This window comes from Streptomyces sp. AC555_RSS877 (assembly GCF_019049245.1).
Classification (GTDB): domain Bacteria; phylum Actinomycetota; class Actinomycetes; order Streptomycetales; family Streptomycetaceae; genus Streptomyces.
On sequence record NZ_JAGMUK010000195.1, the window covers coordinates 24,280 to 43,789 of the forward strand.

The 19,510-nt window shown below is 69.1% G+C and carries 19 protein-coding genes; 5 read left to right on the forward strand and 14 right to left on the reverse strand.

The genetic code is table 11. The annotated features are described in order from the left end of the window. Positions 1-15 precede the first annotated feature (15 nt). From araB to KUM49_RS41880, 4 genes are all read right to left on the reverse strand, one after another. Positions 16-1,698, reverse strand: a complete 1,683-nt coding sequence (gene araB / locus KUM49_RS41865; RefSeq protein ID WP_217242235.1) for a ribulokinase — start codon at positions 1,696-1,698, stop codon at positions 16-18. Continuing rightward, positions 1,695-2,093, reverse strand: a complete 399-nt coding sequence (locus KUM49_RS41870; protein WP_217242190.1) for a hypothetical protein — start codon at positions 2,091-2,093, stop codon at positions 1,695-1,697. Before KUM49_RS41870 ends, araB begins: the two co-directional genes overlap by 4 nt. A gap of 466 nt (positions 2,094-2,559) precedes the next feature. Then, positions 2,560-2,700, reverse strand: coding sequence for a hypothetical protein (locus KUM49_RS41875; RefSeq protein WP_217242191.1), 141 nt, complete (start codon positions 2,698-2,700; stop codon positions 2,560-2,562). A gap of 420 nt (positions 2,701-3,120) precedes the next feature. Continuing rightward, positions 3,121-3,582 carry a hypothetical protein gene (locus KUM49_RS41880; RefSeq protein WP_217242192.1) on the reverse strand — a complete coding sequence of 154 codons (462 nt, stop codon included), beginning with the start codon at positions 3,580-3,582 and terminating at the stop codon, positions 3,121-3,123. Positions 3,583-3,696: 114 nt separating this feature from the next. Here KUM49_RS41880 and KUM49_RS41885 point away from each other — a divergent pair, with 114 nt between their 5' ends. After that, entirely contained in the window at positions 3,697-3,816 is a 120-nt protein-coding gene (locus KUM49_RS41885; protein ID WP_217242193.1) for an ATP-dependent DNA ligase, read from the forward strand. Between the two features lie 44 nt (positions 3,817-3,860). On the opposite strand, the gene KUM49_RS41890 is transcribed toward KUM49_RS41885, so the two are convergent. After that, positions 3,861-6,122: a tetratricopeptide repeat protein gene (locus KUM49_RS41890; RefSeq protein ID WP_217242194.1), complete on the reverse strand. Its 2,262-nt coding sequence runs from the start codon at positions 6,120-6,122 to the stop codon at positions 3,861-3,863. Positions 6,123-6,258: 136 nt separating this feature from the next. Beyond that, the gene (locus KUM49_RS41895) at positions 6,259-6,609 is read right to left on the reverse strand and encodes a hypothetical protein (RefSeq protein WP_217242195.1); all 351 of its coding nucleotides are present in this window, start codon (positions 6,607-6,609) and stop codon (positions 6,259-6,261) included. Positions 6,610-7,311: 702 nt separating this feature from the next. Between KUM49_RS41895 and KUM49_RS41900 the strand changes: the two genes are divergently transcribed. The 4 genes from KUM49_RS41900 to KUM49_RS41915 all read left to right on the forward strand — a co-directional run bounded on the left by KUM49_RS41900 (position 7,312) and on the right by KUM49_RS41915 (position 9,981). Continuing rightward, the gene (locus KUM49_RS41900; protein ID WP_217242196.1) at positions 7,312-7,884 is read left to right on the forward strand and encodes an SMI1/KNR4 family protein; all 573 of its coding nucleotides are present in this window, start codon (positions 7,312-7,314) and stop codon (positions 7,882-7,884) included. Positions 7,885-8,073: 189 nt separating this feature from the next. After that, the gene (locus tag KUM49_RS41905) at positions 8,074-8,403 is read left to right on the forward strand and encodes an STAS domain-containing protein (protein WP_217242197.1); all 330 of its coding nucleotides are present in this window, start codon (positions 8,074-8,076) and stop codon (positions 8,401-8,403) included. A 71-nt stretch (positions 8,404-8,474) separates the two neighbouring features. Beyond that, the gene (locus KUM49_RS41910) at positions 8,475-9,722 is read left to right on the forward strand and encodes a PQQ-binding-like beta-propeller repeat protein (protein WP_217242198.1); all 1,248 of its coding nucleotides are present in this window, start codon (positions 8,475-8,477) and stop codon (positions 9,720-9,722) included. 88 nt (positions 9,723-9,810) lie between these two features. Then, on the forward strand, positions 9,811-9,981 hold the full coding sequence (locus KUM49_RS41915) for a hypothetical protein (RefSeq protein WP_217242199.1): 171 nt from the start codon (positions 9,811-9,813) through the stop codon (positions 9,979-9,981). Positions 9,982-10,977: 996 nt separating this feature from the next. Here KUM49_RS41915 and KUM49_RS41920 read toward each other — a convergent pair. The 8 genes from KUM49_RS41920 to KUM49_RS41955 all read right to left on the reverse strand — a co-directional run bounded on the left by KUM49_RS41920 (position 10,978) and on the right by KUM49_RS41955 (position 19,504). Further along, on the reverse strand, positions 10,978-11,478 hold the full coding sequence (locus KUM49_RS41920) for a peptidylprolyl isomerase (RefSeq protein WP_217242200.1): 501 nt from the start codon (positions 11,476-11,478) through the stop codon (positions 10,978-10,980). A 639-nt stretch (positions 11,479-12,117) separates the two neighbouring features. After that, on the reverse strand, positions 12,118-12,309 hold the full coding sequence (locus tag KUM49_RS41925; protein WP_217242201.1) for a hypothetical protein: 192 nt from the start codon (positions 12,307-12,309) through the stop codon (positions 12,118-12,120). Beyond that, a complete protein-coding gene (locus KUM49_RS41930) occupies positions 12,306-13,526 on the reverse strand; it encodes an acetylhydrolase (protein WP_217242202.1) in 1,221 nt (406 codons plus the stop codon). Before KUM49_RS41930 ends, KUM49_RS41925 begins: the two co-directional genes overlap by 4 nt. A 321-nt stretch (positions 13,527-13,847) precedes the next feature. Further along, on the reverse strand, positions 13,848-14,639 hold the full coding sequence (locus tag KUM49_RS41935; protein ID WP_217242203.1) for a hypothetical protein: 792 nt from the start codon (positions 14,637-14,639) through the stop codon (positions 13,848-13,850). A 342-nt stretch (positions 14,640-14,981) separates the two neighbouring features. Then, positions 14,982-15,491: a hypothetical protein gene (locus KUM49_RS50970; RefSeq protein ID WP_217242242.1), complete on the reverse strand. Its 510-nt coding sequence runs from the start codon at positions 15,489-15,491 to the stop codon at positions 14,982-14,984. Positions 15,492-15,809: 318 nt separating this feature from the next. Continuing rightward, positions 15,810-15,980 carry a hypothetical protein gene (locus KUM49_RS41945; RefSeq protein WP_254402610.1) on the reverse strand — a complete coding sequence of 57 codons (171 nt, stop codon included), beginning with the start codon at positions 15,978-15,980 and terminating at the stop codon, positions 15,810-15,812. A 649-nt stretch (positions 15,981-16,629) separates the two neighbouring features. Beyond that, positions 16,630-17,397 carry a hypothetical protein gene (locus tag KUM49_RS41950; RefSeq protein WP_374200272.1) on the reverse strand — a complete coding sequence of 256 codons (768 nt, stop codon included), beginning with the start codon at positions 17,395-17,397 and terminating at the stop codon, positions 16,630-16,632. 502 nt (positions 17,398-17,899) lie between these two features. Further along, positions 17,900-19,504, reverse strand: a complete 1,605-nt coding sequence (locus KUM49_RS41955; RefSeq protein WP_217242204.1) for a polyamine aminopropyltransferase — start codon at positions 19,502-19,504, stop codon at positions 17,900-17,902. Between the last annotated feature and the right edge of the window lie 6 nt (positions 19,505-19,510).

Here is a 19,510-nt window from a genome sequence, read left to right on the forward strand (position 1 = left end):
GGCACAGGGAGTCGCTCAGGCGGACGCCTCGGCGCGGATCCGGCGCAGTCGGTGCATAACCTCGTTGGCGCCGCGCCCGAAGTAGTCGTGCAGGAGCTGGTATTCGGCGAACAGCCGGTCGTAGGCCGCGGCCCGCTCCGGGTCGGGCTGGTAGACGCCCGCACGCGCCTTGCCCATGGCCCGGGCGGCGGCCCGGATGTCCGGGTACGCCCCCGCCGCGACCGCCGCGTGCATCGCCGAGCCGAGAGCGGGTCCCTGGGCGGAGTCGATCACGCCGAGGGGTCGGCGGGTGACGTCGGCGTAGATCTGCATGAGCAGCGCGTTCTTCGTCAGGCCGCCCGCGATGATCAGTTCGTGGACCGGCACGCCCGCGGTCTCGAATGTCTCGATGATGGTGCGGGTGCCGAAGGCGGTGGCTTCCAGCAGCGCCCGGTAGACGTCCTCCGGGAGGGTGGACAGGGTCAGGCCCACCAGGACTCCGCTGAGGTCGTGGTCGACCAGGACGCTGCGGTTGCCGCTCTGCCAGTCCAGAGCGATCAGTCCGTGCTGGCCGATCTCCTGTTCGGCCGCGAGTGCCGTCAGGTGTTCGTGTGCGTTCCGTCCGAGTGCGGCGGCCTCCTTGGCGTACGACTCGGGGAAGCCGGTGCGGATGAACCAGCCGAAGATGTCGCCGACGCCGCTCTGCCCGGCCTCGTAGCCCCACAGGCCGGGCAGGACGCCGCCGTCGACGACGCCGCACATGCCCGGGACCTCGGCCCACTGGTCGGAGCTCATGACGTGGCAGGTCGAGGTACCCATGATGGCCACCATCCGGCCCGGTTCCACGGCCGTGGCGGCGGGCGCCGTCACATGGGCGTCGACGTTGCCGACGCAGACCGCGATGCCTTCGGGAAGACCCGTCCACGCGGCGGCCTCGGCCGTCAACGTGCCTGCCAGGTCGCCCAGTTGACCGATGGGGTGGTCCAGCTTGGTGGTCACGAAGTCGGCGAAGCCGGGATTGAGCGCGGCGAGGTACTCGGGGGAAGGGTAGGTGCCGTCCTGGTACTGGCCCTTGTAACCGGCGGTGCAGGCGTTGCGGACGTAGGTGCCGGACAGCCGCCACACGATCCAGTCGGCGGCCTCGATCCAGCGGTCGGTCAGCTCGTAGAGCTCCGGGTCCTCCTCCAGCAGTTGCAGTGCCTTGGCGAACTCCCACTCCGAGGAGATCTTCCCGCCGTACCGCTTCAGCCACGGCTCCTTGCGCTCTGCGGCCAGGTCGGTGATCCGGTCGGCCTGGGCCTGCGCCGCGTGGTGGCGCCACAGCTTGACGTAGGCGTGCGGCCGGCCGGTGAGGTGCGGCAGTTCGCACAGCGGGGTGCCGTCGGTGAGCACCGGCAGCATCGTGCAGGCGGTGAAGTCCGTACCGATCCCGATGACCTGCTCCGGCCGCACACCGGCCCGGGCCAGCGCCTCCGGTACGGCGATACGCAGGACGTCGATGTAGTCCGAGGGCACCTGCAGGGCCCAGTCGGGCGGCAGCGGGGTCCCGTCGGGCAGCTCCCGGTCGAGGACGGCGTGGGTGTAGGGGTGGTCGGCGGAGGCGAGTTCGGTGCCGTCGGACACGCGAACCACGACGGCCCGTCCGGACAGCGTCCCGTAGTCGACTCCGATGACGTAGGTGTCGGACTGCGGCTGTTCCGCGTGTTCGGCGTTCACTATTTGTCGCCCTTCTGTTCGGTATTTCGTACGTCGTTCGAGTGGATGGACAAGGCGAAAAAGTGAGACCTGGGAAGCCGGCCGGGGTCTGTGCCAGACCCCGGCCGGCGGTGAGTCAGCCGTTGAGCGGCGCGACGGTCACCTTGTCGATGTCGGGCGCGAAGGCGGAGGAGTTGCTGAAGGTTGTAGTTGCCGGACCCGGAGACCTGGTTGTTGGCGTCGCGCACGTTCATCACGTAGCGCCCGGCCGCAGGGGCGTTCACCTGGAAGGTGAGGGTGTTGCCCGAGCCGTTGCCGATGCTGCCGACGCACTTGCCGCCGGAGGACCAGGTGTTGTTGGCGACAGCCGCGGCTCCGGCGCGGGTGGCGGCCTCGGCCTGGTAGGTCGTGGCGCCCATGGTGTCGACGCCGCTGGTGACACGCAGGTCGCGCAGAGTGAGGCTGCCGCTGGACGGGCGGCGGCGGTGATGCGGTTGTTGCCCGCCGACAGGTACAGCTTCAGGGTCTTGTCCGTCAGGCTGCCGCTGGTGGAGGCCAGCGTCACGGCGGTGTCGCCGTCCAGGCTGAGCGTGCTGCTCGCGGTGGAGGCGTAGTCGGCGTGCACGGTGTAGCAGCCGTCGGCCGGGGCGAACACGTCGAAGGCGGCCTTGTTACCGGAGTCAGGACCCGGGCACCGGCGCCTCAGGTAGCGAGGGTCTGGGATGTGAAGAGCGGGCCGACAGCCGTTAGATGTCACCGGTCTCCTGCCGGAGGCTTCGCCAGAGCGTGGAACGGTGGACCAGTGGCGGGTGCGGAACACGTGCTGCCCCCTTCGATGGCCGCAGTCCGATATTTCGAACAACGTGCGGTACTCCGAACTGCGAACTACGATCGAAAGATAGGTTTCAGCCGGGAGCACGTCAATGGAACTGGCCAGTTCAGTTCCGATTCGTCCTGGGCTGTTCTCGCCGCCAGCGTGTGGGCGGCATCGAACTGCAAGTCCATCGAGACGGTGATCGAGTTCATGCCGCTCATGATGTTGTCCGGCACCTTGATGCAGGTGCCGGACCCGTTGAACGGCTGCCCGACGGACGGGGGGCGCTGTCCCAGCGGCTGACCACGGCGCTCGCAACTGTCGCCGGCCCGCGCCTGGTCCCCCGGCCGGGGCGGGCGTTAAAGGAGGCCGGCGACTCCTATACGCCCGCCGTCGGCGACGTGGTGGTGGAGGTCGTGGCGGGCACGACCCGGCACGCGGTCGTCACGGTTACCCGGCTCCGCAGTACGTGAACCGAGTTCCCCGTCAGTCATCCTTGAGTCGGCATCCACATACTCACTCCCGAGGACTTCGCCACCATCGCCGTCGACCACCTGCCCGAAGGCTGACGGCGGATCGGGGTCACCACTGGGTGGTGACCGGCACCTACGTGGGTGCCGGCCACCATCGCGTTAGGCGACCAGGGACAGCCAGTTCGTCGCCGGGGGCCAGCGGCGCGGCTTCATGCTCTGCCGGACGCCGAGCAGGTCCGCGCACCGCCCCTCGACGGCGTCCAGGGCCTCGGTGGGCGTCAGGTCGTCCAAGTGCAGGACCCGCACGCAGGCGAAGACGGCCCTTTTGGCCGGATCACGGTCGTGCCCGTCGAGACGCCCGGTCAGACCGTTGAGGCGGCTTGCCTGACCGAGCCAGCGCAGCCGTCCGGCGATGTCGGTGATCAGGTAGATCCCGGTGAGGACACCCAGGTCGTTGAAGTGCCCGCGGTCCGCCCAGGGCAGCGGCCGCAGGTAGGTCGCGTGCAGGTAGCGGCCGTATGCGGCCGGGAATCGGCAGGGACTGCACACCGCCATTACCCGCGTCCAGCAGGTCAACCGGGCGATGGACTGCTCGCTGGAGACGGAGACCGAGCAGCTCATCAACGGGCTCCTCAACGGCTCGGGCGGGCCAGCGCGCAAGGTCCTGTAGCTCCACTCTGTGCCTGGGTCTTACGGCGCACGGCCCCGGCACGCGTACGCGTCACGCGTCACCTAGTGGCAGAGGTCGGCGTCGACGTCGCCCGCGACGCCTCCGGCCGGTGGCGTCACGCCGTCCGACTGGCGCGCATCCGCACCGACCTCTCCCTTACCGACGTTCCGCTCTTCGCGCTGTAGCGAGGCCCGCACTCTGTCAGAACTTGCGCGGCGATCTCCATGTCTCACGACCAGTCGCTATCGGATGCGCTACCGCCCTCTCCCGCCCGGCGCCGCCAGAAGGCGAGCATCTGCCGGGTGGCGAGAGTGTGGGGATGATCGGGACCCAGCACCCGTTTCTTGTGCTCCAGTAGCTCGGCCAAGTCGGCTGTGGCAGTGGCACTGTCCCCCGCCTCCCCTCGCCACTGGGCAAGGTTGCCTCGGGTGATGAGCGTGTTGGGGTTGTCTTCGCCCAGCACCCGCACCTGGTCGGGCAGCAGTTCGGCGAGACCGGCTGCGGCGCTAGCGACGTCTCCCGCCCGGCCCCTCCAGAACGCGAGGTAACCCCGGGTGGTGAGGGTGTCGGTGTGGTCTGCGCCGAGGATGCGTAACTGGTCGGGCAGCAGTTCGGCGAGGTTGGCTGCGGCAGTTGCGGCGTCCCCCGCCCGGCCTCGCCATCGTGCGAGGTTGTGACGGGTGGTGAGGGTGTCGGTGTGGTCTGCGCCGAGGATGCGTAACTGGTCGGGCAGCAGTTCGGCGAGGTTGGCTGCGGCAGTTGCGGCGTCCCCTGCCTCGCCTCGCCATCGTGCGAGGTTGTGACGGGTGGTGAGGGTGACGGCGTGGTCCTCACCCAGCACTCGCACCACGTGCTCCAGTAGCTGGGCGAACTCGTCCGCGGCTCCGGCCGCATCCCCTGCCTCCCCCCGCCACAGTGCGAGGTTGCCCCGGGTGGTGAGGGTGTCGGTGTGGTCGGGGCCAAGGTGAGACGTGGTCGTGTCGGTGAGGTGCCGGTAGTGATCTCGGGCGGCGGCGACCTTTCCGGCCTCGCCGAGGCTGGTGCCCACGCGGTACAGCACCGCATGTGCGGCGGGGCGGTGTAGGGCGTCTTCGGCGTGGGCGACGAGGGCGGTGGTGTTGGCGCGCAGGGTCTGAGCGAGGGCGGTGTCGCGTTCGGTGTCGGGCCAGGTGGCGAGCAGGGCGTCGGCGGCGGTGTGGGCGGTCTGGTCGTGCTGCCTGTGGGTGAGGGTGTCGCGGGTGGCGCGCTGGATGAGCTGGTGGACGCGGACGGTCTGTCGCGTGGTGGTGGGGGTGTACTCGATGAGGCTGAGCCGGTGCAGGGCGCTCAAGGCGTGCTCCGCATCCCGGGGGGAGACTGGGCCCGGTTTCTCGGCGCGGTCTGGGCCGGTGGGGGTGCGGTGTTCGTTGAGGTGGGCCAGGACGGGCTGGCTGGTCAGGACGTCCTTGGGAATGCCGTTGGCAGCGAGCAGGGAGGTCAGCTGAAGCATCGGGCGGGCCAGGCCGGCAGGGCGCAGGGCGTCGGCGCGGTCGATAGACAGGGACCAGGCTGCGGCCAGCGGGGAAACCTGGTCGTCGGGCAGGGCATCGGGGGCGGTGTCGGGGAGGGTGGTGGTGCGGTCGGCCAGCAGGTGGCGGTAGTCGGCGACGGTCTCACCGGTGTCGATGAGGTATGCGGCGGCCTGGGCGAGGGCTAGGGGCAGATATCCGAGGTCTCCTGCCAGGGCAGCCAGCTGATCGCCGGATTCGTTGCGGCCGGTCAGGGAGCTGGTGAGGTAAGTGAGGGCTTCGTCTTCGGTGAACAGGCCGACCGCGATGGTGGGGCGGCCGTGGGCAGCGAGGGCGGCATCCCGGCGGCGGGTGGTGACCAGAGTGCGGCCGTGGGGGCTGACCGGCGGCCACAGGCCTTTCAGGTCGGCGGGGTCAGTGACGTCGTCCAAGACGATCAGCCACCGGCATGGCTTCGCTGCGGCCTTGGAGGTGAGCCAGGCCAGGAAGGACCGGGCTGCCTTTTCCGCATCGTTGGGATCGGCCCGGCACAGCTCAACGCCAGCCTGGGCGTACCCAGTCACGATGAGGGAGCGGGCGCTCGCGGTGATCCACACCAGGACATCCAGGCCGCCGGCTGTGCCGACGTCGTTCCAGGCGGTGCGGGCGTAGGAGGCAGCCATCTGCGTCTTGCCGACCCCGCCCATGCCGGTCAGCATCTGGGGCGGCACGGCGGTGCTGGCGCCGTCGAACGTCGTGCGCAGCCGGTCCGCTTCGGCACGGTGCTGGTAGGCCCGCGCCGCTGGCGGGATGAGTCCGACCTGGTGCGGCCAGGGGACCGGTTCCTGGGGCGGGCGCTGCTGGATGGTCAGCGTGCCGACGTAGCCGCTGATGGCGAGTCCGCCCTCGGTGGCGGTCGCGTCCCCTGTCCTGGATAGGCGTACTGGGGCGTCGGGAGCGTCGTCGGTTCCTGGTGCCGGGCCGCAGTAGCCAGTCACTGCCATGCCCCCAGATGCGGCTGTGGCGTTCCCGGTGTCGGTCACTGTGATCTCTATGCCGACGGCATCGTTGGGGCCCTGTGGGCGCTTGTCTTCTTGGGCCACGTGACCGTTCCCTATCCCCTGGGCTCTGGTCGGGCCGTCAGGTGTAGTCGATTCCGGTGACGGCGGTGCTGTCGCCGGTGGCGGTGGCCTTCCCTGTGTCGTTCGCCTTCGCTGTTCCGCTGCCTCGGCCCTTGGGGCGCTTGATGCCCGTGACGCCTGTACCCTCGTCGCTCGTGTGGGCTTCTCCGGTCCGATTCGCTGTGTCGCTCGTATGGTTTCCCGGGTGCTGGAGCAGGGCCCAGACCAGGGCCACGATGCCGACGGCAGCCTGGATGGAGGCTCCGGCCAACTGTCCCGCGTCGGGGCTGTCCAGCAGCCAGATCAGCGGTGTGGACACCACTCCCGCCGCCGCCAGCACGATGACCGTGCTCTTCCATGCCTGCGTCATGTTGATTTCCCCCTGCCTCAGCGGCATACCCGGGCCGATCGGCTGGCAGCCCGCCATTTCATCTAATGTCGCAGTGATGCTGCGAGGCATACAACGCAGCTGCGAAGCCCCGTGGTTCCCCGGCTACTCAGACAGGATGTGCTCCCTTTCCGAGGGCGCGCGGCGGCTGGTCGGAGGAATTGTCAATTCCTGTGGATCCGTGGTGCCGTTCAGCCTTCCTCGGGCTTCTGATCCTTGGCTTCGAGGAGACGGTGGAGACGTCGGATCTCGGCGATCAGGCGGGGAACGTCCTGGCGGGCGTTGGCGATGAAGTTGGCGTTCTCGTCCCAGCGTTCGTCCGCGATGTCGAGGTATCGTGGGCTGCGAACCAGGGGTGGCGGCCACGATTTGGCGGTGGTCGAAGTCTGGCCAGCGTTCGCCGGCCCCGGTGTCGGGGACAGTGCTGATGGCGACGAGGCTCATGGCGAAGTCGTCGTCCAGTTGGCGCATGTGCCAGGGGCCGGGAGTCGCAGCACGGGCAAGTTCCTCGATGGGCCTTGACCCCGGGTTTTGGACACCGGAGAGACTTGGATCTTGATGGTCCAGGAGAACGGAGTCCCTGTGGGGATGAAGTACTCAGGCGGCCACAGCTTCGTGCTCGCCAACTGACCACCAGGAAGGACTGCCAGCGTATTCGCCGCGCTCGACCGGCTCACGGCCTTGATGCCGCCTCCGTCCAGCCCGCCCATCGCACCGCCCTGGCAAGACGCCCGCGCACAGATCGGCTTCCAGTTCCCGGCCGACTACAGGGCCTTCGTCGACAGATACGGGGCGGGTGAGATCAACGACCACCTCATCGTCTTTGCCCCCACCGAACGTCCCTACCAGCCCGGCTTGCCGGGCGGATTCCGCGGCTATACGGCCTTCGCCGAGCAGGACATCGGCACGGCCTTTGCCGCGATGCGCGATGGCGACCCCTGCAACCACCCCTATCCTCTCTTCCCCCACCCCGGCGGCCTGCTGGTATGGGGACGCACCTACGACGGCGACCACCTGTTCTGGAACACCGAAGACCCCGACCCCGACCGATGGCCCGTGGTGACCTGGCTACGCCACGAGCCCTCACCCGGATGGCGCCCCTACGACGGCACCGCCACCGACTTCCTCCTTGCGCTCGCCACCCACTCCCACCCCCACACCGGCGTCCTCATCGGTAACCCCGCCCAGCAGCCCCGCTGGGTCATCGCCGAGGACTGGACACGCACGTACGATCCCCCCCCCGAGACGGATGAGTGATTGCCGCGCGGACGTGGAGCACCTCGGCGGGAACCGCGAACTCGCCCGCCCGGCAGCCGATTTCGCCACCAAGCGAGCCGCGATCACGTCACTCGATGCGTAGGCCTTCCTGCTGTAAAAGAGATCAATCAAGTTGATCTTGTCGAAGCTGCTCGCAGGAATGCGTGCGTTTATGCGCAGATACGCGCAATGCGGGTAAGCGTCAGCGAGCTGCGCGACGGCATCAAGGTCGTCTCCCTGAGCGAGCAGATCGACTACAGCAGCCGCGGCCACCTGCGCCATGCGCTGCTCCCACCCCACGGTGCCCGTCCGCCGCAGACCGTTGTCGACCTCAGCGGCGTCACCTTCACCGACTCCACCGGCATAAACGCCCTCATCGCCGCACACCGCGCCGCCACCACCGCCCACGGCTGGCTGAGCCTGGCCGCCCCCCCCCAAGCCCCCCAAGAACCCGTAAGAGCTTCACGGACGTGTCCCGGTTGGGTACCGCCCGACGACTGGTCGAAATCCGACGGCTAGCCTGACCGGGCTCGAGACGTCCGAGGGGCGTCGGCAACAGTCGGGCGAAAACGGGGAAACGGGGAACAGATATGGGCAGACGTGACGAGCACGCGGTGTCACGCAGGCAGGCGCTCAGGCTGGCCGGGACGGGGATCGGGCTGGCCGTACTGGGGGCAGGGGCATGGGGGTGCAGCCCCGCGGAGGAAACGGGCGCGTCGGGTGGCGGCGCAACTGCCGGTGGAGGCCAGGGCGGTGACACCGACAAGGGTGGTGGCACGTTCACAACGCCGCCCCCGGGTACCGCGCCCAAGCCGCTGTGGCAGCAGGAGACAGGCAACGACAACCTGGCCGGGATCCACGCGCTCGCGGTCATCGGGGAAACGGTCGTGGTGTCGGGTGACCCCCTGGTGGGGCGTGACGTTGTCAGCGGCAAGGAGAAGTGGTCACGGACTGGCGTCACCATTCCCGGCGCCAAGCTGATCATCGGCGGCGGGACGCTCTATCTCGCCAGCGCCGAGTACGACGGCGACGTCGTGGGCCTCGATCCGGCCACGGGCAAGGAGACCTGGCGCAGCCGCCTGGGCGAGGAGTACGAGCAGCCGCGCCCCATCGCGGCCGACGACCGACACGTCTACGTCCTCGCCGGGATTCTGGAGGAGGACCTCTCGTCGCCGACCAACGTGATCGCCGCGATCGACACCACCTCCGGCAAGATCTCCTGGCGTGAACAGCGTGACAAGGGGACCGAGGAGTTCGGCATCACCGCCGCGGTCGTCGGCGGACGTCTCGTGTACACCGATTACCGGAAGAACGTGACCGTACGCGACACGGCGACGGGCCGGCAGCTCTGGACGAAGAAGATCGGCAGGTCCAACTACTACCGCTTCGCCGTGCACGAAGACCTGGTGATCGTGCCGGACGGGGAGCGGCTGCGGGCGTTCGCGCTGGCCGCAGGCACGGAGCGCTGGTCGCTGGCGAATGAGAAGTTCACCTGGTTCAACGATCCGCAGGTCCTGGACGGGGTGCTCTACGCCTCCGACGGCGCGTACTGCATGTGGGCGGTGGACCCCGGTACCGGCAAGCAGATTTGGCACAACAAGGATCTGGTGGGCTCGGCTGCGGAGGCGTGGCAGTTCGCCAAGGTGGGCGGCACGTTGTACGGCGCGACCGAGCACGACAAGAAGGGCGGCGTGCACGCCTTCGACACGGCGACCGGGAAGCTGCACTGGACGTACAACGACGACACCGGTGACAGCCAGAAGTGGTATGTGGTCGCGGCGGGCAAGCGGCTGGCCGTGATGCACGCCGAGCGGCTGTACGCGCTGCCGGCCGTCTGAGCCGACGGGGCAGCGGACAGCATGGCGGGGGGAGCTTGACCTGCGGTCCCGTCCGAGCAGCGGGAGGCTGGCGGGTGGCTGGGACTTCATGCGGACCGCCGAGCCGCTAAAGGTGCTGTCCGGCGGGCACCAGTTGCTCATCCCGAGTACGCCGCAGGACGGCACTTTCGCGGCCGACTGGCTCGGCCACCCGAGCGGCGGCGTACCGCCGAAGCTTGTTGCGGCCGACCGGTTGGCCTGCCGCGACCAGCACCGCTGAGCAGATGACCATCACGGCCCGGCCCCACCCGCCGTCACGCTGGACGCCGATGCTCAGGTCATCCCGCCCGGGCCGGGATCCAGTAAGCCCGACCGGTGCCGCGTACGGCACGGCGTCGTCCACGCGAGGATTCACACCAGGATCAACGCACGATGAGGCTCGTCCGACACAGCACAGCCCCCATCATCACCCTTTCAGCCCACGTCGCCCCTTCCCACGTCGCCCCTTCCCACGTCGCCCCTTCCCATGGCGCCCTCCTTGACGCTCGCCGCAAAGGTCATCTCCGCCGCCGAAGCGCCGCGCCACTCGGAGAGCCAAGCCGGCGAGCCTGCTGCCGTCGACGGGTGAACGCAGGCAGTCTCAGCCTGCAGGAGTACGCATGGGGCACAACTAAGCAGGCCCTGGAGCTTGAACCCTCACAGGTTCCAGGGCCGCTCACCGGTGCGTGACGCTGGCACCCGGCATGTTCGAGACCGGTCAGGCCCACGTTCTGCCCGCGGCCGTCCTGGAAGACCTGCGGAACACCACTGTGTCCCCGCACCGGTTGGGGAACCCCGACGAGTTCGCCGCCCTGGTGGTCCACGTGCTGGAAAACCTGATGATCAACGGCGCCGTCCTGCGGGTGGACGGTGCCGTGCACCTGCACCCGCCACCCCGATACGAGGAACAGATCATGGCCTCCTACTTCGCCACCAGCGTCGGTATCCGCAGTATCGGCGGCTGCCTTCCGAAGGCAACCCCGGACAACGCGGCACTGGAGGAACAACTCGACACCACGGCCGTGTGGATCGAAGAATGCCTCGGCATCCATCAGCGGCACATCGCTGCGCCGCACGAGCAGGCGTCCGATCTGGGCCTGGCCGCCGGTGCGGACATCCCCTTGAGCGATCCGGACCTCTTGATCTGCGGGACCGTTACCCCCGACCGGGCGCCGTGGTACACGCGCACGTGGACACCCGTTTGGGGCGCTGGACAGGCGCCCCAAACGAACGATGATCAGACGGTGGGGACGACGCCGCTCTCCTCAATGACGACCTTCTTTGCGGTGGCACCTGAGGAGCTGCCGAGCGCCTCGATCGTCTTGACGATGTCCGCGCCCTCGACGACCTCGCCGAAGACGACGTGCTTGCCGTCGAGCCACGGGGTCACCACGGTGGTGATGAAGAACTGCGAGCCGTTGGAGTCCGGCCCCGCGTTGGCCATGCTCAGCAGGAACGGCCGGTCGTGCTTGAGCTGGAAGTTCTCGTCGGCGAACTTCTCACCGTAGATGCTCTTACCGCCCGTGCCGTTGCCGTTGGTGAAGTCGCCGCCCTGCAGCATGAAATCGGTGATGACCCGGTGGAAGGGCGCACCCTTGTAGCCGAACCCGTTCTGGCCGGTGGCCAGCTCACGGAAGTTGCGGGCGGTCTGCGGCACGACGTCGTCGAACAGCCGGAAGACGATGCGGCCGAGGTCCTCGCCGTTCGCGGAAACTTGGAAGTAGACGTTCTCACTCATGGCAGCGATTCTCCACCATGGTTTGAGACCCGCGGGATTCGGCGTCGGCTCCGTCACCTCCGGTACCACCATCGCCTCCCGCACCGGCCGGGCGGGGCAGCTGCGGGGAAAGCTTGAACGGTCACGCTGGTACGGCCCGAACGGATGGTCAACGCCGGTGTGGACGCCGCCCGGGACGGCTCCGGCCGTGGCGTCATCCCGCACGGACGTCGGCGTCAAGGAGCTGCCGTCGTTCCGGAAGGCGGAAACCTCGCCTTGCACCATGGCTGGGACGTGGTCGAGTTGACCGCAGGGCGCCGGCCCATTCGGCCCCGTGGAGCGTCATGCCTCACGCCGGCGGCGCGCCGGGCCGTTGTGGGCCGGGCGCGCCGCCTTTTCACGTGAGGCGGGGGGATGGTCAGCCGACTACTCCCGGTGGGTGTGGTGTCAGCGGTGGGCGTCGCCGCGGTCGCGGTGACGGTCGCGGCCCCATGACTCGTCGTCGATGAAGCGGCCCACTTCGGCCACGACGTCTGAACCGACCCGAGGACGCCAAGAAGCTTCTCCTCCAGTTCATCCCGGACCTGTTCAGCCGCTTCAAAGCCAGACCCTGAAGCCACGGGGTCGCAGCACTCCACACCTCCTGCGGCACCGCCACGGCTATCGGCTGCGCGGGGCAGCTGCCCGGAACTCCGCCAGGACGATGCCGGTCACCGAATCCCGGTGCACAGGGATGTACAGGCCGTCCCACGGCGCGCTGAACCCGGAGCGGTTCGGGTAGAACTCGGCCCAGTCGTCCTGCTCCCTCATGCGCCTGCCGCGGACCGCGGCGCTGTGGTCCCGGGTCCTCATGGGAGGAACGTCACTGCCGGGAAGGCTGGGGACGGCCCGTCGAGCAGGTGCCCCCGACGGTGGCGCAGGTGCTCGTGGAAGAACGCGAGCGGGTACACCTGCTGGATCTTGACCGCCTGGTCAGGGTCGAGGGTGCCGATCACGTCCTGGAGCTGCTGCCCGCTCCATTCAAACAGCTTCGCCACCTGTGGGAACAGCGCCTCATTGTCGCCGTACGAGACGTGGACGGCGCCCTCGGCCTGGATGTTCAGCCGCCAGCCCCGCAGGTGCGACCAGAAAGCGGCGGCCTCGGGACCCGTGGCCCGGGTGAACACGGCCGACATCATCATGAACGGCCGGTCCAGGTCGCCGGCCAGCGGCGGATTCATCTGCATCGGGCCGTCGAGGCTCAGCCCGGCCCGGATGCGCTCGTCCGCGAGCATGGCGCAGGCGGTGGCCGTCCCACCCTTCGACCAGCCGAAGGCCCCCATGCGCCGCGGGTCGAGGGAGCCGAGCAGCCCGGCCGGCAGCTCCCGCTGGTCGGCGTCCGGATTGCATCCGGCGGCGAGCTGCTCGACGCCGTCAAGAACGAAGCGCAGGTCCACGGCGAAGTCCCCAGGCAGCGTCGGCGCCTTCCGGTCGTAGAGCGGGACGGCGACCCGGCCGTCGGGGAACTCGGTGTACGTGTCGTACTGGTGAGCCACCGTCACAGCCGCGTACCCGTGGCTGGCGAGCTCTTGGACCATGATGGTGTGGTCGCCCTGGTGGCTGTGCGCACCGTGCGAGAACACGACGACGGGCAGCCGTCGGCCCGACCGCCGCACCGGAGCACCCACGTGGCCGACGGTGAGCGGCGCCAGGGGCTCCAGAGCGCTGAACCCCGCGTCAGCGAGGAACGCCTGTAGGGCGCCGGCCGGCATCCAGGGCGCTACCGGGTACCGCTCGACGTCCCGGGCGGGATACCAGATGGTAGCCATGAGCTCGCGGAAGTGTCCGGGGCCCGCGATGTCGTCCGGGCGTGACCGGTCGACGAGGTGCAGTTGCACCGTGCCCACCGGGTGCGGCCCGGTGGGCACGGGCAGCGTGAGCCGCGTCGGGGCGGGGACGGGCGAGCTCGGGTCCGCCCACGCGGGGCTGGCCATGGCGGCAAGTGGCACCGCGGTCCCGGCGGCCAACGCGGCTCCCAGCATGCGGCGGCGCGTCATGCCCTTCCGGCTGATGAACGGCGTGGTGGTCATGGTTCCTCCCGTGGTCACGAATCGTGCCGGGACGGCCAGTCCGTGGGCACAGGGGAACGCTGTCAGTGCCCTTCCTGTGTGGCATCGGCCCACCGATTGATACTCGCGCGGGCATCAGCCCACGGGTTTACATCCTGGGCCCGATGCGGCCTGCGGCCGTCCTCCCGGTGCCAGGTCAGCGGCCGGCTCACCGCACCACAGCCGAGAGAAGATAACCGGCTGCACCAGCAGCGGATCACCCGCCTTCGCCACCCCGGACCGGTCGGCTATGTGGAGGCGGTCGGCTTCGCGCAGATCGCGCACGGCTGGTCAGCATCCGCGTCAGAACGCGCCCGGGGTGTCCAGCGGCCACCTGTCCGGCTCCGACGGACGGCGGTAGGCCATGGCCCGGCCGAGCCGCTCGCGCCGCGCCGCGTCGAGGGCCGCCTCGGCCGGGTGCGGCAGAAGGCCTCGGCAGTACTCCGCGAACCGGTCCCGTCGCTCCGGCCAGACGATCATCACCACCACGTGCAGAACCAGCGCGAACACCCCCCACGTCAGCAGGCCCGCGATCACACCCACCAGGATCTCGGCGGCATTCGCGGAGAACGCCCCGGTCGCGTACATCAGTTGGGCGGCCAGCCACCCTGCGAGCAGCGCGGCGACCAGAATCGCGGCGATCTGGAGGCGGTCCTCGGCGTGCCCGGACCAGCGCGGCCACCTGGCGTCCTCGGCCCGCAGGAAGGGATCGCGCCGCCGGCAGTGCTCGGCGTCCACATACAGCCAGTTCAGCGGCCACGGCCCGGCGTGCCCGCGCAGCGTGGCCAGCACGGCGGCCGGGACCGGATGCTCCGGCGTCCGGGCGGTGTCCGCGCCTTGGTCGGTGACGGCCACCTGTCCGTCCTCCTCGATCCGGATCAGATCGGCCAGCAGCAGTTCGGCGGCGGCGGCCCGGTCCGCGCCCTGGTAACCGTCGACCGTGGCAACCGCGTGGTAAGGGTCGACGTGCGCCCCGTCCACCCGCGCGACGACGGCCCGGTCGGCCCGATCCCGGATCCACCACAGCACGCCGAGCACGGCGTACACCACGCCGAAGGCCGCCAACACGGCAAGGGCCAGGTCCACTTGACTCACGGCGGTCTTCCTCTCGGACGCAGACGCCGACGGAGGCGGCGACAAGGACGACGGCAGGGACCCGGCGGACCAGGTCACGTGCCGGAGTTTCCCGTCCCGCGACGAATCCATGTGTGACACACGTCCGTTCGTACCGACCCGTGACATTCACGGCGGATCGCCGACGCGGGCAGGAATACTAGGTCGGACCCGACGGGGCGTCTTTCCCTGGAGTCGGCGCCACATCACCGAAGGGGGAGGGTCAGGACGGTGCCGACGCGCACGAGGAGGAGCGGGAACATCCGCAGGAGGGGTCGGGCCGCCTCGCCCTGCGATCCGCCACCCTGCCACTGATCATCGCCCTCACCACGCGTGTCGGAAGTGGGCGTCGGTGCGGGATCTGCTGCCGGTGCGGGATGGCTGGCGGGCCGGGGCGGGCGGCCGGAGGTCCACTGCCACCGGCAGCTGATCGACGCGGTGCGCTATCTCGTCGACAACGGCATCAAATGGCGGGCGATGCCGTCCGTTCCCGCCCTGGCCGCAGGTGTATGCCTTCTTCGCCCGCTGGCGGGAGTGCTTGCCGCGAACCGAGGTGTTCAGGCCCAGCCACTCGCCGACCGCCCTGACCTGCGCCGGGCCGTCGGCCTCCCGCACGATCGCCAGGATCCTGCGGTAGTCGCCGGGCAGCGCCCCCTCGTCGGCCGCGTCGCTGCGGTGCGGGATGAGCAGGACCGTCCGCCCGGCCACCTGCGCCGATACCGGAGCGACAGCCTCGGCGTCGGCCTGGACCTGCTCGGCCAGGCGGTTCAACACCCGCTCCGCGATCGCCAGTTCGTCCCGCTCGACCTGGACCTCCTGAAGCTGCTTGGCCAACTGCTCGGCGAGGGCGTCCAGTACGCTCCGACGAGCGGTGATCCACTGCTGCTCCTACTCCCCCGCAGCCTCCCGCAGCTCGTGGCGTACCGACCTGCTGACGGATCGTAGGCGGAGGCCGGTCACGGGCGCAGCCGAACCGGCACTCAGGCGGAACCGGACTCGCCCGATGATCTACACCATGGTCATCGGCCACCGACCAGCGCGAGTACCCGAGTCGTCACTCACACCAGACCCGTGACCGGCGAATTCACGATGCACACCACTCACTGGTCCAAGGAACTTCGCCGCCACTGACGCCCGGCGTGCGGACCATCGTCAATTCGGTGTGCCGCAGCTGTAGTCGCTGAGCAGGGCCAGGACTTCATCGTAGGTACCGTTCGCCGTCGCGTCGCGAAAGAACCTGGCACGCTCACCGACGATCTCCCGGGCGTCGGGCTCTTCTCGCAACAGGTCCACGGTCTCGGTGAGGTAGTCGTCCAGCGGCATGGTCCTCTCGTCGTCCTGCTGGCCGAGGAGGGTGGTGCGCGGTGCGGCTCTGGACGGACTCGCCGGGGACTATTCCATCGGCGTCGCGGAGCTGCCCATGAGCTCGCCGATTCGCTGCCGCAGGACCAGGACCTCGTTCTGGGGTCCGAGTAAGTTCGGCCCCCGAGTTCAGGGCTCGCACTCGCCAGGACGCCTCGATCCGGTCGTGCTTCTCGCCGGTGCGCCGGTCGTGGCGGCCCCCGTTCATGCCGCGGTGAAACCATCCTGCTCCTCACCGGGGTGGGCAGCACGCCGAGCAGGTTCGGCAACAGATTTCACGCCCCCTGGCGACGCCTACCGCGCATTGGCACACGCGCCTCAGGTGATCGTCTCGGCGCCTCCGCCGCCCGTCGCGAACAGCCGCCGACCACACGTGACTGAGCGCGCTACCTGGCCAGCCTGGCCAGGTAGCGCGCTCGGGGTTCTGCGCCGACATCGCTCCGCAGGAAGCGGACTTCAGAGCGGCGTCAGGTTCGCCGGCTCAGGGGATCGGACTCTGTTTTGAGTACAGGGAGTTCCGTGCGAGGTCGGCCCCACGTCGACGAGGTATCCCGGTCCGGCTGGTCCGGATGATGACGCTTAGGGAAGGGTGGCGGTCCGCGCACGCCGCCTATCGCACGGCGACGTGATCCCCGGTCGACGACTTCGCTCCGGAGGTGGAGTTCCCGTAGTACGTCCACCGCCACGTCCCCGGCCCGGTGGCCTTCACCGTGGTCTTGAGTGCCCCGGTACCACTCGATTTCGCTTTCTTGATCGTCGTGTACGAGGAGGCACCCGCCGCCTTGAACTGCAGGCTCACCGTGCGGCCCGCGTAGCCTTGGTACGTGTGGGTGTCCCAGTTCGCCCGTGTGACCCGCCCGGTCACCGTGATGGTCTTCCCTTTCGTGACCTGCTCCGGCGAGGCGTTGACCGTGACGCGTGTGGCCCGCTTGACCTGCAACGGGAGGTTCACGTCGTCAGTGTCGTGGGCGTCGCCGGCGAGAAAGACCCGAGCAGCAGTTTTCCAGGTGCCGGCATCCTCGTTCCCGAAGTCATAGTTCCGCGGGTCGATGTACAGCCATTCCTCGAAGTCGCAGATTCCCTGCGCCACGTCCACGACCTTGCAGTCGCTGGTGATGGTGGAGCTGTGCAACGTGTCCCCAGAGTCGGGCTTCCCCCGGTAGGGGAACACGGTCGGCCCGTAGTCGTATTTGAGCTTGGTCGTCATCCGGAAGACCGCACGCACCTCGACCTCCTCCTTGACCCCGATCACGATCGGCTTCCCGCCGTTCACCGCGACCCGAGAGAAAGAGACCCCGCCCTCCGCCGCCCCAGCCGGCACCGCCGCCACCCCTGCGAACACGATCGCCGCTCCACCGGCCGCCACCGCTCTCCACATCGTCGTCCCCATCCTCGAGCCCGCCCTTTCCCCTGCAGCCCGGACCGAGCACGTTGGCGCATCGGTCGGAGATTCATCCTCACGGCTGAATGTCGGACAGGAGAGAACTGTGCGCGGTTGTACGCGATGCGGCAACGATTTGATCACCACGGCATCGCCCTGCTCTGGCTCCCGGGAGGGGCCCCGATGGCTTCACGGAGGATCCGGTGATCAGCCTTCCGTGTGCCTGCCTTCGCAGCGGAACAGGTACGCCCGAAATTCGTGCATCCGCCGCTGGGCCGTCCGTGTACCGCCTCCGCGCAAGAACTGAGCGCCAGAGTGGCCCAGTGTCGTGCGCAGGACCAACTATCCCGCTCGGTTGTTCTCTTGCAGCGAAGGTGAGCGTTTCGTCCGCGTCCGCTCTCGCGGAGCTGCTCGCCGCCGACGACGACTGGAGGGTCGTAGGAGCCGCTGCCGCGAACCCGTCCCCGCCTACAAGGCGGATGATTTCGAGCGCGGGCGGTCAGTAGTTCTCCCACTCGTCCAGCACGTACTCCAGCACGGCCGGGTCCATCAACGTGCTCGGCCGTACGTCCTGGCGGCGGCGGTCCACGGGGAACACCGTGGCGGCCTTCAGGACCGCCTTGTCCAGGTAGCGCAGTTTCGGGGCACCTGATGCCAGCCGTAGCGGCGAGGACGTGCCGCCGCCCCGGGTGGCCAGGACGAAGCCCCAGTTGCCGAAGCTCGGTACGTCGACCTGGAACTCGGTGGTCGCGTAGCCCGCCGTCTCGATCGTCTTCGCGATCGACCAGTACGTCTTCGGCGCGAAGAACGGCGACCCGCTCTGCACCATCACCCTGCTCTGAGGCGTCAGGACCTGGCCGAGCAGGTGGTAGAACTCCACCGAGTACAGCTTGGCCAGCGCCGCCGTGTCCGGGTCGGGGAAGTCGATGACGACCGCGTCGTACCGCTGCCGGTCGCCGCGCAACCAGTTGAAGGCGTCGGCGTTGACGACCTTGACCCTCGGGTCGTCCAACGCCTTGTCGTTAAGGTCGCGCAGGGCCTGGAAGTCGCGCGCGAGCCGGGTCATCGCCGGGTCCAGTTCCACGACGGTGACGTGCTGCACGTCGTCGTAGCGCAGCACCTCGCGCAGGGCGAGCCCGTCGCCGCCGCCCATGATCAGCACGTTGGCGCGGGAGCCGGAGAGGGTGGGGTGGACGAGGGACTCGTGGTAGCGGTACTCGTCGACGGAGCTGAACTGGAGATCTCCGTTGAGGAAGAGGCGGATGTCCGGTTCGCCGGTGAAGGCGGTGGAGCGGGTGACGACGATCTCCTGGTACGGCGTCGTCTCCGCGTGGATGATCGGGTCCCGGTACATCTGCTGGCGCGCGGTCACCTCCAGGTCGTCGGCGAACGCGTACGTCGTACCGAGCACGGCCAGGACCGCGGTGACCCCGGCCAGCAGGGCGTTGCGCACCCAGCGCCGGATCTGCCGGCGGAAGATGAACACCACCACGATGACCCCGGCCACCGCGTTGACCACGCCGACCACCAGCGTGCCCTTCAACTGGCCGAATGTCGGCAGGAGCCACAGCGGGAAGCCCAGGCCACCGACGAGCGCGCCGATGTAGTCGACGGCGAACATGTCGGCGACCGCGCTGCCCGCCTCCTGCTTCCTGATCCGCTGGAGCAGGGTCATGAGCAGCGGGATCTCGGCGCCGATCAGCATGCCGACGGCCACCGCGACCAGGATCATCGCCGGGGTGTACAGCTGGAGCCAGGCGAACGCCGAGTACAGCACCAGCACCGACAGTCCGCCGATCAGCGCCAGCACGCCCTCCACGAGCGCGAACGCGCCCACCGCGCGGTGGCGCATGGGTTTGGCGGCGAGGGAGCCGAGCCCCATGGCGCACACCATCACGGAGATCACCACGGAGGTCTGGAGCACCGAGTTGCCGATGAGGTAGCTGCCCAGCGCGGTCAGTGCCAGCTCGTACACGAGGCCGCAGGCCGCGCAGAGGAAGACGGCGAGCAGCAGCAGGAAGCGAGCCCCACGGGTGTGCCTGACGGCCCCGGGGCGGGAGGGCGCCGCGGTGGTGCCGCGGCCTTGCACGGTGGTGGCGCACATCGAGGG